Annotated in this window: 13 protein-coding genes; 12 read left to right on the top strand and 1 reads right to left on the bottom strand. The window is 64.0% G+C overall.

Annotation, left to right across the window (positions count from 1 at the left end; genetic code table 11):
* The first annotated feature begins 10 nt into the window (after positions 1-10).
* The 4 genes from ACWHXP_RS15460 (at position 11) to ACWHXP_RS15445 (ending at position 5,303) form a co-directional block, all read left to right on the top strand.
* Positions 11-1,156, top strand: a complete 1,146-nt coding sequence (locus tag ACWHXP_RS15460) for a branched-chain amino acid ABC transporter substrate-binding protein (protein WP_039789964.1) — start codon at positions 11-13, stop codon at positions 1,154-1,156.
* A gap of 170 nt (positions 1,157-1,326) precedes the next feature.
* Positions 1,327-1,839, top strand: coding sequence for a sigma-70 family RNA polymerase sigma factor (locus tag ACWHXP_RS15455; protein WP_034331954.1), 513 nt, complete (start codon positions 1,327-1,329; stop codon positions 1,837-1,839).
* Entirely contained in the window at positions 1,829-2,812 is a 984-nt protein-coding gene (locus ACWHXP_RS15450; RefSeq protein WP_489635624.1) for a FecR domain-containing protein, read from the top strand. The genes ACWHXP_RS15455 and ACWHXP_RS15450 overlap by 11 nt, the downstream gene beginning before the upstream one ends.
* A 106-nt stretch (positions 2,813-2,918) precedes the next feature.
* The gene (locus ACWHXP_RS15445; protein ID WP_489635625.1) at positions 2,919-5,303 is read left to right on the top strand and encodes a TonB-dependent siderophore receptor; all 2,385 of its coding nucleotides are present in this window, start codon (positions 2,919-2,921) and stop codon (positions 5,301-5,303) included.
* A gap of 146 nt (positions 5,304-5,449) precedes the next feature.
* Here the strand turns inward: ACWHXP_RS15445 and ACWHXP_RS15440 are convergent, their stop codons facing one another.
* The gene (locus tag ACWHXP_RS15440) at positions 5,450-6,370 is read right to left on the bottom strand and encodes a LysR substrate-binding domain-containing protein (protein ID WP_209532199.1); all 921 of its coding nucleotides are present in this window, start codon (positions 6,368-6,370) and stop codon (positions 5,450-5,452) included.
* Between the two features lie 365 nt (positions 6,371-6,735).
* On the opposite strand from ACWHXP_RS15440, the gene ACWHXP_RS15435 reads away from it, so the two are divergent.
* The 8 genes from ACWHXP_RS15435 (at position 6,736) to ACWHXP_RS15400 (ending at position 14,013) form a co-directional block, all read left to right on the top strand.
* A complete protein-coding gene (locus tag ACWHXP_RS15435) occupies positions 6,736-7,590 on the top strand; it encodes a SphA family protein (RefSeq protein WP_288067116.1) in 855 nt (284 codons plus the stop codon).
* A 49-nt stretch (positions 7,591-7,639) separates the two neighbouring features.
* Positions 7,640-8,800 carry an alpha/beta hydrolase family protein gene (locus tag ACWHXP_RS15430; protein WP_034331960.1) on the top strand — a complete coding sequence of 387 codons (1,161 nt, stop codon included), beginning with the start codon at positions 7,640-7,642 and terminating at the stop codon, positions 8,798-8,800.
* Positions 8,801-8,849: 49 nt separating this feature from the next.
* The gene (locus tag ACWHXP_RS15425; protein ID WP_489635626.1) at positions 8,850-9,776 is read left to right on the top strand and encodes a VOC family protein; all 927 of its coding nucleotides are present in this window, start codon (positions 8,850-8,852) and stop codon (positions 9,774-9,776) included.
* A 27-nt stretch (positions 9,777-9,803) separates the two neighbouring features.
* Entirely contained in the window at positions 9,804-10,175 is a 372-nt protein-coding gene (locus tag ACWHXP_RS15420) for a Rieske (2Fe-2S) protein (protein WP_034331963.1), read from the top strand.
* A complete protein-coding gene (locus tag ACWHXP_RS15415) occupies positions 10,172-11,302 on the top strand; it encodes an FAD-dependent oxidoreductase (RefSeq protein WP_121044486.1) in 1,131 nt (376 codons plus the stop codon). The genes ACWHXP_RS15420 and ACWHXP_RS15415 overlap by 4 nt, the downstream gene beginning before the upstream one ends.
* 78 nt (positions 11,303-11,380) lie before the next feature.
* Complete coding sequence (locus ACWHXP_RS15410) at positions 11,381-12,535, top strand: MFS transporter (RefSeq protein ID WP_489635627.1); 1,155 nt, start codon at positions 11,381-11,383, stop codon at positions 12,533-12,535.
* Positions 12,532-13,347, top strand: a complete 816-nt coding sequence (locus ACWHXP_RS15405; protein WP_034331966.1) for a cyclase family protein — start codon at positions 12,532-12,534, stop codon at positions 13,345-13,347. Before ACWHXP_RS15410 ends, ACWHXP_RS15405 begins: the two co-directional genes overlap by 4 nt.
* 84 nt (positions 13,348-13,431) lie before the next feature.
* Positions 13,432-14,013 carry a cupin domain-containing protein gene (locus ACWHXP_RS15400; protein WP_134224029.1) on the top strand — a complete coding sequence of 194 codons (582 nt, stop codon included), beginning with the start codon at positions 13,432-13,434 and terminating at the stop codon, positions 14,011-14,013.
* The last annotated feature ends 2 nt before the right edge of the window (positions 14,014-14,015 follow it).

Raw genomic sequence — 14,015 nt, 5'->3', positions numbered from 1 at the left:
GGAGCAATTCATGCAAAAAATCAAAATGATTCCTGTCGCTACGGCACTGGTGGCAGCGTTCTCGTTCGCAGGGGCAGCGCAGGCACAAGAAGTCATCAAGATCGGTCACGTCGCTCCTCTGACCGGTCCCAACGCGCACATCGGCAAGGACAATGAAAACGGTGCCCGCATGGCCGTGGACGAACTCAACGCCAAGGGCTTCGAGATCGGCGGCAAGAAGGTCACCTTCCAGCTGGTCCCCCAGGATGACGCTTCCGATCCGAAGCAAGCCACCACCGTGGCCCAGGCCCTGGTCGATGCCAAGGTCAAGGGCGTGGTCGGCCACATGAACTCCGGTACCACCATCCCGGCTTCCAAGATCTACTTCGACGCCGGCATCCCGCAAATCTCGCCCTCGGCGACCAACCCCAAGTACACCCAGCAAGGCTTCAACACCGCCTTCCGCGTGGTGGCCAACGATGGCCAGCTCGGTGGCGTCCTGGGCCGCTATGCCGTCAATGAACTGAAGGGCAAGAACGTGGCCGTCATCGACGACCGCACTGCCTACGGTCAAGGCGTGGCTGAAGAATTCCGCAAGAGCGCACTGGCTGCCGGTGCCACCATCGTGGCCACCCAGTACACCACCGACAAGGCTACCGACTTCAACGCCATCCTGACCTCGGTCAAGTCCAAGAAGCCTGACCTGGTCTTCTTCGGCGGCATGGATGCCGTGGCCGGCCCGATGCTGCGCCAGATGGATCAGCTGGGCGTGGCTGCCAAGTTCATGGGCGGTGACGGTATCTGCACCACCGAACTGCCGAGCCTGGCCGGTGCTGGCCTGAAGGACAGCGAAGTGGTCTGCGCCGAAGCCGGTGGCGTGACCGAAGCAGGCAAGAAGCCGCTGGAAGACTTCAAGGCTGCCTACAAGAAGAAATTCAACCAGGACGTCGTGATCTACGCACCGTACACCTACGATGCGCTGATGACCCTGGCTGATGCCATGAAGCAGGCCGGCTCGTCCGACCCCAAGGTCTACCTGCCGGTCCTGGCCAAGATCAAGCACAAGGGCGTCACCGGTGAAATCGCCTTCGACGCCAAGGGCGACATCCTGAACGGTACCCTGACCCTTTACACCTACAAGGGCGGCAAGCGTACCCTGCTGAGCGTGGTCAAGTAATTTGACATCAAGCTTCACCTCCGGGACCGCCACGGTTCCGGCGGGAGCAGCAGTGACAAGCCCCGGCCTTCGTGCCGGGGCTTTTTCTTTCATATCGACCAAAAGCCGCATCGACCCGCCGCCGCATTTACAGATTATAATGAGACACGTTCTCATTAAATCTTGCGGTCATGGCCGACCTCGCTCCTTCCCGTCCTCACGACATCGCTGGCATTTACACCGGGCATCACCGGTGGCTGCTGGGCTGGCTGCGCCGCCGTACCGACAATGCCGAGCTGGCGGCCGACCTGGCGCAGGATACCTTCGTGCGGATGATGGTCTCGCGCCGCGATTTCATCGTCGATGAAGTGCGCACCCTGCTGGCCACCATCGCGCGCGGCCTGATGATCGATCATTTCCGCCGCTGCGCGCTGGAAGCTGCCTTCCTGGAAATGCTGGCGCAGATGCCGCCCGAGCACCTGCCATCGCCCGAAGCGCAACTGCTGGTGCTGGAAACCCTCAACGAAGTCGACGCCATGCTGGCCGGCTTGCCGCCCAAGGTGCGCAGCGCCTTCCTGCTGTCGCAGCTCGATGGCCTGGCCTATGCCGAGATCGCGGTGCGGCTGGAGGTGTCGCTGAGTTCGGTGCAGCAATACATGAAGCGCGCCTTCACCGCCTGCTACCGGCTGCAATATGGGCTCTGAGCGCACGGCCCCCAACGACGACATCGTCATGGCCGCCATCGACTGGATGGTGCGGCTGCAATCGGGCAACGCCACCGATCATGAGCACGAAGCCTGCCGCCGCTGGCGCGCCGAACAGCCGCAGCACGAGCTGGCCTGGCAACGGCTGCAATCGCTCAGCGAGCGGGTCGCCACGCTGCCGCGCGCGCTGGCCCACGGCAGCATCGGTGCGAGCGAAGCCCGCACGCGCAACAACCGCCGCTTTGCGCTCAAGACCTTGTGCGTGACGATGGGCGCGGGGCTGCTGGCGGCCAGTGCAGCACGATGGACGCCCTGGCAGGCCTGGATGGCCGGCTACACCACCCGCACCGGAGAGCGGCGCCGGATCACGCTCGCCGATGGCACCCTGCTGCAACTCAACAGCGCCACTGCGGTGGACGTCAGTTTCGACGAGCGGCAGCGCCTGATCCGTCTGCATCGCGGCGAAGTGCTCATCACCACGGGACATGAAGAGCGCCCTTCCTATCGTCCCTTCCTCGTGCAGACACGGCTGGGGCAGGCGCGCGCACTGGGCACCCGCTTCCAGCTGCGCGATGCGGAGGAGGGCATGCGTCTTGCCGTTTATGAGGGCGCGGTGGAATTCCGTTCGCAAAATGAGAATGCACCTGTGCGCGTGGATGCGGGGCGTCAAGGGCTGTTCGATGCGCAAGGGCTGGTCGGCCGCCTCCTTGCCACCAATGAACAGGCCATCGCCTGGACCGATGGTGTCATCGTGGCCGACCGCATGCCGCTGGGCCAACTGGTGGCCGAGCTGGATCGCTATCTCCCCGGCAAGCTGCGCTGCGATCCGGCGGTGGCCGGCCTGACCATCTCGGGCGTGTTTCCGCTCGACCAGCCGGCACGCATCCTGGCGGCCATGGCGCGGACCTTGCCGGTGCGGGTGGATTCCTTCACGGATTACTGGATCACCTTGCGGCCACGTACCGCCACCTGAGACCGGCATGGATATAAAACATTTTTAAAATTTTTCTGCAGGTTTTTGGATCTCGTTCGGTTTACCAGATAGCAAGCCCTCTGAAGCTCACCATCGAACGACATCCATGACCATCCGAACCCGCTTCCCCTCGCGTCCGACCCTGTCCCGACTGGCCATCCTGGCCGCCTTCGCCAGCCCCATGGCCGGTGTGCAGGCGCAAGCCACCGATGCCCAGCGCCAGGCCTACGACATCCCCGCTGGTCCTCTCGACCAAAGCCTCAACAGCTTCGCCCGCCGTGCGGGCGTGCTGCTCTCTTTCGATCCGGCCATCACGCGCGACCGCCAGAGCGCGGGTCTTTCCGGCCGCTATACGGTAGCGGAAGGGTTTGCCGCGCTGCTCAACGGCACCCCGCTGCAAGCGATCCGCAACGCAGACGGCGGCTACACGGTGGCTGCACCGACGGCCACCACCGGCAGCAACGCCAATGCCGTTCTGCCCACCGTCACGATCACCGAAAGTGCCGACCCCACCGCGCCCTACGCGGGTGGACTGGTCGCACGCGGCGGCAGCCTCGGCGTACTGGGTACGGCCAGCGTCATGGACACGCCCTTCAGCACCACCAACTACACCTCGCAAGGCATCGAGGATGTACAGGCGCGCGCCATCGGCGACGTCATCGCCAACGATGCCTCGGTGCGCAACACCAATGGCAATGGCGGTTTCGGCGACAGCTACCAGATTCGCGGCTTCACCATGTCGGCCAATGACGTGGCCTTCAACGGCCTGTATGGGATGGTGCCGCTCACGCGCATGCCCATCTCCATGGTCGAGCGCATCGAAGTGCTCAAGGGACCGGGCACGCTGATGTATGGCATGGGCCCGGCCGGCGGCGTGGGCGGGGCGGTCAACCTGATTCCCAAGCGTGCGCACGAAGATCCGATCTCCAGCGTTACGGCCACCTATCTTTCCAATTCGCAGTTCGGATTGAAGGCCGACCTCGGCCGCCGCTTCGGTGAGCAGCAGGAGTGGGGTATCCGCGTGAACGCGCTCTATGCCGATGGCAACACCGGCCTGTCCGGCAGCAACCAGCAGCAGAACATGGGCTCGGTCGGACTCGACTACAACGGCGGCCGCGTGCGCTGGAGCCTGGACGCCTACACCCAGCACGAAGATACCCGCAACTTCCGTCCGCAATTCAGCATCAGCAGCCTGGTGATGCCGGAAGCGCCCTCGGGCAAGACCAACCTCTATCCCGGCACCACCCTGCAATCGGATGACAAGGCCGTCGCCACCCGCCTGGAATACGACATCAACGACCACCTGACCGCTTACGGTGCCGTCGGTTATCACGAGGCCACGTCCTCCCAGAGCTGGCCCAGCGCCACCATCCTCAATGCGGCCGGTGATACTGCCGCGCTCTACAACGGTTACTACGACCAGAAGGTCGTTTCCACCTCGGCCGACGTCGGCATGCGTGCTCGCTTCAACACCGGCGGCATCAAGCACACCGTGATGCTGGGCGTGAACATGCTGGATCAGCAGACCGATTACTTCTACCTCTCCGAGAGCAGCAGCGTCACCTCCAATCTGTATCGTCCGGTCGCCTTGCCCGCGGTCAGCGGCGCACGTGGCGAACCCACGCCGCAAAGCCAGATCCGACTGACCAGCGTGGCGCTGACCGATACTCTGTCGCTGGCCGATGACCGCCTGCGCATCACCGCCGGCTTGCGTCGCCAGCAGGTGTATTCGCACAGCCTGGTCGATGCCACGCAGACCTCCAACAAGACCGCCATCTCGCCGGTGCTGGGCGTGGTCGTCAAGCCGGTGCAGAACGTTTCGCTGTATGCCAACTACACGGCGGCCCTGAGCGCAGGTGGGTTCACTTCGGCCAGCGACGGCAATCCCAACCAGCTCTTCCCGCCCTACAAGTCCAAGCAGGTGGAGACGGGTGCCAAGATTGACTGGGGCCGTATCACGACCACGGCGGCCGTATTTCAGATCGAGCAGGCCAATGCCAGCACCACGCTGGTCAATGGCGTGAGCACCACCACCCAGGATGGCCGCAATCGCGTGCGCGGACTGGAACTGGCGGCTTATGGCGAACTGCAGCGCGGCCTGCGTTTCAATGCAAGCGGCACCTTCTTCGATGCCAAGCAGTACCACACCGACAACGGCACCAATGACGGCAAGGATGTCGGCGCGATCCCCAACAGCAACTTCAACCTGGGGCTGGATTGGGATGCGCCGTGGCTGCAGGGCCTGGCCTTGAATACGCGTGTCACCCGCACAGGTTCGATGTGGTACAGCAACGAGAACAAGCTCAAGGTGCCGGGCTGGACCCGTGTCGATATCGGTGCGCGCTACATCACCCGGGCGGCAGGGCAGGTCGTGACCTATCGCGCCAACATCGAGAACCTGTTCGACAAGAATTACTGGCTGATGCAGAACGGTTATGTGGGTACGTCATCGGGGCGGACACTGGTGCTGTCGGCGCAGGTCGATTTCTGATCTGAGTACGTCACTCACGCGCGTGAGGAATGCCTTGCTGCTGAAAAGCGGCAGGGCTTTTTTTCAAGAAACGCTTAAAAGATTTAAATGATTGATAAGTTTTAAAATTGAGTCGATCAAAACCTGACGAGTCCATCAGGTTTCGATCAGGCCATTTTCTTGTCCATCTCGCGCGCACTTTCCAGAAACACGCGACGCAGCCATTCGATCCCCGGATCATTGGTGCGATAGCGATGCCACTGCATCATCTGATGCATCTCCGCCAGCGGCAGCGGACTTTCCTTGAGCACCACCGGCAATTGCGTGGCCAGCTTGCGCGCCAGCCGGCCATGTACGGTGGCGATGCGGTCGGTGCCCTGCACCAGTGCCACGCAGGAGGCAAAGCTGAAGCTGGTGATCTCCACCCGCCGCGCAAAGCCCAGCTTGCTGGCCATCCACGCCTCCACCGAGGAGGCGTTGGCACCGGGCGGCACCATGACCACATGACCGGCCTCCATGTAGCGCTCCAGCGTCAGTTTGCCCTTGGCCAGCGGACTGTCGCGCCACACCACGCAGACGTGACGTTCGCGAAACACTTCCTCCGCCGGATGATCGGGCGTACAGAATTCCTGCGGCAGCACCAGCAGATCGACCTCTGCGCGATCCAGCGAACGGGTCGGATCCTGCACCTGCGGCATCAGCGCAAATCGGATCTGCGGCCCTTCGGCATGCGCGCGTGCGATCACGCGCGGGATCAGCACGTTGAGGCTGAAGTCGGAGACCGAGATGCGGAATTCCCGATGTGACTCCGCCGGGACGAAAGCGGGCTTGGCCGCGATCGATCCTTCGATACGCCGCAATACGTCATTGACCGCATCGCGCAGCACTTCGGCGCGCGGCGTGGCTTCCATGCGGCGGCCGACCTGGATCAGCAATTCGTCATCGAAATATTCGCGCAGGCGCGCCAGCGCATTGCTCATGGCGGACTGGCTCAGGTGGATCTTCTCGGCGGCGCGGCTGATGTTGAGTTCGGTCAGCAGCGCGTCGAGCGCGACCAGCAGATTGAGGTCGAGCTTGTTGAAACGCATTGGATAAGTCTCCGTTGTCGGGTGCCGGCCTTTCTTTTGTGCAAGGGTTGCAGGGCCGGTCATGTATTGATCCCGTCCATATCATGAATCAAAACAATCCATTTGATCAATATCAACCTCGACCTTAACCTTCATCCATCCGCTGCACGGCCTCGCAGAAGCATCCAAGAAAAGGCCGGCACGGCAAGCCGGTGGCGCCCTGCGCCATTGATCGGCCTGGCCCCGACAAGACGCCGCGACGGCGAAACAACAAGCCAGGCAGGGTAGGAGACAAGGAGACAGAAGTGAAGAGAGGAACCGTACCAGCCCGGCGGCTGGGGAATCGTGCCGTCCTGGCCGTCGTGGCCATGATCGGGAGTGCCAGCATGCAGTCCGCGCAAGCCTTCGAAGGGGGCGTTTCGCCATTCCCCACCGGGTCCACCAGTGAATACATCGCCGCGCTGCCGCCCATCCCGGGCCTGTTCGCGGTAGAGCAGTTCAACTACAGCAGTGCCGACGGCCTGTACGACAACAAGGGCAACAAGCGCCCCATCCCCTTCAAGACCGATGTGTTCTCGGCCACCACGCGCCTGCTGGCTTCCTATGGCGTCGAATGGATGGGCGCCAAGGTCTATTCGCAACTGGTGTTGCCGGTGGTCTCGCTGCATACCGAAGTGATGGGCCACGGCGAGAACCACAACGGCCTCTCCAACGTCACTGTCACGCCGCTGCTGCTGCGCTGGGATGTGGCCGCGCATACCAACGTCACCTTCGGCTTCGACTTCGCGCTCAAGACCGGTTCCTACGACCCCAATCGCACCAGTGTGGCGGTCGGCTACACCTCGTATCAGCCGGTGCTGGCGATCCGTCACAACGATCCCAACGGGCTGGACCTGGGCATCTCCAACCGCCTGCTCTTCAACGACAAGAACAGCGATACCAATTACCGCTCCGGCTCTGCCTACGTGGCGGACTTCATTGGTGGCTGGAACTTCGGCAAGTGGAAAGTCGGCGTCACCGGTTCCTATCTGAACCAGTTCACCGATGACCGCCAGAACGGCACCGACATCACCGGCAACCGCACGCGCAGCTTCGCCATGGGGCCGACCGTGGCCTACAACGCCGGCACCTACAGCATCAACATGAACGTGCAGCGCGGCCTGTACGCCGCCAACACGGCCAAGAGCGATGCCATCTGGATCAACTTCGCCATGCCGCTGTGGATGGGCGGCCCGCACTGAGGCCGCGCAGCCGTCCATCCGTATCACTCATCATCAAAGGAGTTACACCATGTTCCGTTACTTCCCGACGAACTATGTCTGGAATCTTTCCGTCGATCTCGCCATCGAGATGGGCGCACGCATCGGCGAAATCGAAGCCATGTGCGCCCCCCTGCAGGAGGCGGCCAAACAGCCTGACGCCGAAGGCACCGCCGCCTTCCGCGCCACCTGGGCGGACATGGCAGAAAAGCTCTGCAGCCTGGCCGCCGAGGATGAAGCGCGCGGCCGGCTGCTCTCGGCCGGTGCCAAGTACAAGCGCGCGGCCAGCTACCTGCTGACCTGCGAACGCCTGCAGGGTCACGGTGCACCGGGCCGGCTTGAGCTGTATCGCCGCTTCCTGGAAGTGTTCCAGCGCGGCATCACGCTGGCCGGTGACAACTGCGAGCGCGTCGAGATTCCTTACGAAGGCAAGGTCATCTCGGGCCTTTATACCCGCGCGAACAATGTACAGGGTCCTGCCCCGATTCTGGTCCAGCTCAATGGCCTGGATTCGACCAAGGAAATGAAATACCTGGTCGGCCTGCCCGGCTGGCTGGCCGAGCGCGGGGTCTCGTCGCTGGTGATCGACCAGCCCGGCACCGGCGAAGCCCTGCGCCTGCATGGCATGACCGCGCGTTTCGATGCCGAGCACTGGGCGCGCCACGTGGTGGACTGGCTGGAACAGCGCGACGATGTCGATGCCAGCCGCATCGGCTGTGAAGGCGTCTCGCTGGGCGGCTACTACTGCCCGCGCGTGGTGGCCATGGAGCCGCGCTTTGCCTGTGGCGTGGTGTGGGGTGCCAATCACGACTGGCGCGATGTACAGAAAAAGCGCCTGGAAAAAGAGGGCGATTTCCCCGTGCCGCATTACTGGCAGCACGTTTGCTGGGTGTGGGGTGCCAAGGACATCGACGACTTCATGCGCATCGCTGAAGACGTGCATCTGGATGGCGTGGTCGAGAAGATTCGCGTGCCCTTCCTGGTCACCCACGGAGAGAAGGACACGCAGATTCCCCTGAAGTGGGCGCACCGCACCTACGAACAGCTGGTCAACAGTCCCAAGCGCGAATTGAAGATCTTCACCGACCGCGAAGGCGGCGCGCAGCACGCCAGCTTCGACAACTCCATCAACGCCGGCCACGTCATCGCCGACTGGGTGGCCGAGACCCTGGGCGGCCGCACCAAGCGCTGATGCGTCCCGTGCAGCTACGAAACACCGAGTCAATCACAAGGAAATCCGCATGAACATCATTGGACCCGATGCCCTGGTCTTTGGCGTGGACGATCTGCCCGCCTGCCGCCAGTACCTGCTCGACTATGGCCTCAAGGAGGGTGGTAACGACCGTTACGAAGCCCTCGACGGTACCGCCATCGTGCTGCGCGCCAAGGACGACGCCACGCTGCCGCCCCCCATGGGCACCGCCAGCCTGCTGCGCGAAACCGTCTATGGCGTGGCCGACGTCGCCACCCTGGATGCCATCGAAACCGAACTGCGCCGCGACCGCGAAGTCAGCCGTCGCGATGGTGTGGTGCGCAGTGTGGACGATATGGGCTTTGCGCTGGCCTTCCAGGTCACCGTGCGCCGTGCGCTCGACATCAAGTCGGAACGCGTCAACGGCCCCGGCGATGCCCAGCGCGCCCCGAACCAGCTGGGCGTGCCCGCCGAGGGCGAAGCCCTGCCGCGCACGCTGTCGCACGTGGTGTATTTCGTGCCGGATGCGGCCAAGGCCGAGGCCTTCTATCAGCGCCTGGGTTTCGTCTGCACCGACCGCTTCACCGGCGTGGGTCCCTTCCTGCGTCCGGCCGGGACCCTGGATCACCACACGCTGTTCATGATCCAGACCCCGCCCTTCATGAAAGGCTGCGAACACTTCACCTTCCACATGGGCGGCCCGACCGAGGTGCTGCTGGCCGGCACCCGTTTCGTCGAAAAGGGTTATCAAAGCTTCTGGGGACCGGGCCGCCATCGCTTCGGCAGCAACTGGTTCTGGTATTTCAATTCGCCGCTGGGCTGCCACGTCGAATACGACGCCGACATGGACCTGCACGACGATCAATGGGCCGCGCGCGAAGCACCGATGGGTGCCGATGCCTCGCAATTGTTCCTGTTCCAGTACCGCGAGAAGTGGGCACCGGGCGGCCCGCCGCCGCCGGGCGCGGCACACTGATTGCCTGGCATAGCGGGAGAGACAGCCATGTACCTGTGCCATGTCACGCAATTGCCTGAGGACGGCGCACGCGGTTTCGATACCAGCGGGGCAGGGCAGGCCACCATCTTCCTGCTGCGCCGGGGCGACCAGGTGCGGGCCTGGCAAGACAGCTGCCCGCACCACGGCACACCGCTGCCATGGCGGCGCGATGCCTATCTCGATGCCAGCGGGCAGCACGTGGTCTGTGCCGCCCATGGCGCATTGTTCGATCCGCTCACCGGGGTGTGCACGCTAGGCCCTTGCCTGGGCGACTCGCTCACGCCGGTGGCGCTGCGCATCGATGACGACGGCGGCCTGCACCTGGCCACCGGCGAAGACGATCCACTCATCAAGAAAAAGATTCAGGAGACACCATGACACTCGCAGCCCAACGCATCCTCATCATCGGCGGCGGTTTTTCCGGCGCATCGGCGGCAATTGACCTGCGCCGCCGTGGCGCCCAGGTCGACCTGGTGGAACTCGATCCCCAGTGGCGCAACTATGGTGCCGGCATCAGCCTCGGCCCGGCCACGCTGCGGGCCCTGAAGCAACTCGGGGTGCTCGATGCCTTCCTGCGCGAAGGCGCGGCCGGTGATGGTGTGCGCCTGTGCCTGCCGCACGGCCCGCAGATCGCCGAGCTGCCCACCCCGCGCCTGGCCTCGCCCGATGTCCCCGGCGGCGGTGCCATCCTGCGTCCGGTACTGGCGCGCATCCTGGCCGATGCCACCCGCGCCTCGGGTACCGACGTGCGCCTGGGCTGCACTTTCACGGCGCTGCGCGAGATCGGCGACGAGGTCGAGGTCGACTTCACCGATGGCCAGACCCGCCGCTATGACCTGGTCATCGGTGCCGATGGCCTCTATTCCAAACTGCGGGCCCATCTTTTCCCCAACGCACCCAAGCCGCGCTACAGCGGCCAGGCCGTTTGGCGCGCCATCCTGCCGCGTCCGGCGGAGATCACCACCTGCACCATGTGGATGGGGCCGCAAATCAAGCCCGGCGTCAATCCGGTGTCCAAAGACGAGATGTACCTCTTCGTCACCGAGCCGCGTCCGGTCAACGACCACGTCGATCCGGCCACCTTCGTGGCGCGCCTGCGCGGCCTGCTGGAAGACTTCAGCGCCCCTGTGTTGAAGACCATCCGTGACCAGCTCGACGACAACGCCCGCATCATCTTCCGCCCGCTGGAAGGCTTGCTGCTGCCGCGTCCGTGGTATCAGGGCCGCGTCGTGCTGATCGGTGATGCGGTGCATGCCACCACGCCGCACCTGGCCTCCGGTGCCTGCATCGGCATCGAGGATGCGCTGGTGCTGGCCGACGAACTGGCGCGCAACGGCAACGTAGCGCTGGCCTTGTCGGCCTTCGAGGAACGCCGCTGGGAACGTTGCCGCATGGTGGTGGAGAACTCGGCCCGGCTGGGCGAGATCGAGGTCGGGGGCGGCGACAAGGACGAGCACTCGCGCATCATGCGCGAATCGCACGCGGCGCTGGTCCAGCCGATCTGATTTTTTTCATCAATATAAAAAATATAAACGATTAACGCTTAACGCTTCTGCAATCTGCGTACGACGCGAGGAGACAAGATGATCACGACCTATTCCAAGCGCGCCCTGGCTGCGCTGATGCTGGCACACTGCGCCGGCATGATCGACCTGGTCGCGCTGCCGGTCTGGGTCGGCACGCTGGTGGCGCATTACCACTTCGATGCCCGCCAGGCTGGCCTCTTGGCCTCGCTCTTCCTGGGCGGCGCGGTGCTGGCCAGTGCCGTGCTGGCACCCCGTTTCGATCCCGAGTCGGCACGCTGGAAGGCTGCCATCGGCTTTGGCCTCTCGGCCCTGTTGTTCGCCGGGGCGGCGCAGACCCAGCACTACCTGCTGCTGGCCTTGCTGCATGCGGCGTGCGGCATCACCACCGGGCTTTCGCTCAGTGTCACGCATGGCACCATCGCGCGCGGCAGCAATCCGCATCGGGGCTTTGCGCTGGTGGGTATCGCGCTGGGCGTGTTTGCCATCCTGTTCCTGGGCAGTGCGCCGCCGATTATCGCCAGCGTCGGTGGTCCTGCCTTGTTCTATCTCTTCGCGGGGGTGATGGCCATGGGTGCGCTGGCTTGTGCCCTGGCGTTTCCCCGCCCGGAGACGGATGGCCTGCCGCGTGTCGCCAAGCCGCGCGAGCCGGTGCCGCGCCAGGTCTGGTACGGCATTGCCGGCATCGCCTGCATGGGGCTGGTGCAATCGATGACCTTCAGTTTCCTGGAACGTGTGGGCAGTGATCGCGGCTTCGGACTGGAAGCGATCACCGGTGTGCTCATCGCGCTGGGCTTCGTCAACCTGCTGCCCGCACCGCTGGCCGCTCTGCTGGAGAAACGGCTGCCCGCCCGCAGCGTGCTGATGGCCGGTCCGCTGGTGCAGGCGCTGCTGGTGGTGGTGATCATGAGTTCGTTGCGTTTTGCACCTTATGCGGCAGCGGCCTCCGTGTTTGCTGCCGTGATGATCTTCACGCACACCTTCGCCTTCGGCCTCATGGCCCGTCTGGACCGCAGCGGCCGCGCCATGGCTGCCACGCCCGCCATGCTGATGACGGGGGCGGCCATCGGCCCCATCCTCGGCGGCACGCTGGTGCAGGGCTGGGGCTATGGCAGCCTGGGTCCGGTGGCGGTGGTGCTGGGCGTGGGGGCATCGATCTGTTTCTCGCGGCTGCCGCGTGCAGTCGCCGTTCAACCTCAAGAGGCTCTGGCATGACCGCATCCCTGCAGACGCGTCGCCGTCATCGTTTCGTCGACCTGTCCATCTATCTTGAAAACGACGTGCTCTCCGACCCGCCCCCGCTGGCCCCGAAGATCACTTACCAGAAGCATGCCGACACCCTGCCCGAATTCATGGCCATGCTGCCCGGCACGCAGCCCGAGGATTATCCCGATGGCGAGGCCGCAGCGGCCGAGTGGGTCACGCTGACCACGCACAACGGCACGCATCTGGATGCACCGTGGCATTTCCATTCCACGCAAGACGCAAAGAATGGCGGCGCGCGCCCCTCCATCACCATCGATGAAGTGCCGCTGGAATGGTGCTTCCAGGCTGGCGTGAAACTGGACTTCCGTCACTTCCCCGATGGTTATGTGGCCACCGCCGCCGATGTGGAAGCCGAACTCAAGCGCATCGGCCACGTGCTGCAGCCACTCGACATCGTCGTGGTCAATACCCGCGCCGGCTCGCGCTACGGTCACCGTGACTATCTCGGTGCCGGCTGCGGCATGGGTTACGAAGCCACCATGTACCTGCTCGAACGCGGCGTGCGCCTGACCGGCACCGATGCCTGGAGCTGGGACGCACCGTTCTCCTATACCGCGCAACGGGTGGCCGAGACCGGCGACAAGTCCCTGATCTGGGAAGGCCACAAGGCCGGCCGCGACATCGGTTACTGCCACCTGGAAAAACTGCACAACCTCGAAGCGTTGCCGGCGCATGGCTTCACCATCAGCTGCTTCCCGCACAAGATCCGTGGGGCCAGTGCCGGCTGGACGCGCGCGGTCGCGATCTTCGACGAAACCTGATACCCGCCGCCGCACGGACAGCCATCAGCAGATTCACGCAATGCAAGCGATTCAGACGATACAAGCGATTCAATGGAGCCCATGATGTCCTTCCCCCCGATACACCGCGTCGTCACCGGCCACGATGCGCAAGGCCGATCCATCATCAGCAGCGACGGTCCGCTGCCGACCGTGGTCGAAGTGGCCGCCATTCCCGGTACGCTGTTCCATGAAGTTTGGAGCACCAGCGCCACCCCCGCGCGCGTGGACAATGGCCCTGATCCCAGCCTGGGAGCACTGGTGCTGTCGCCCCCGGCGCGCGGCACACGCATGCGCTTCGTCGACATCCCGCCCGATACGGAGGAATTTCTCGCCAGCGCCAACAGCAAGATGCACGAAGCCTTCAGCCAGATCGGCGAAGCTTCGGCATCCACCGTGCAGACCGACTCGCCCCATCCGCTCATGCATCGCACGGAATCGGTGGACTACGGCATCGTCATCGAAGGCGAGATGACGCTGGTGCTGGATCGTGGCGAAGTCGCCCTGAAACCCGGCAGCGTGGTCGTGCAGCGTGGCACCAATCACGCCTGGGCCAATCGTTCCGGCAAGCCTTGCCGCATGCTGTTCATCCTGGTCGATGGCGAGTATGACCCGGCCATTGCCGCCCAACTCGCCAAGGGAGCGTAAGC

It is taken from the genome of Herbaspirillum sp. Her2 (genome assembly GCF_057961375.1).
This window is presented reverse-complemented; position numbering and strand designations above follow the sequence as displayed.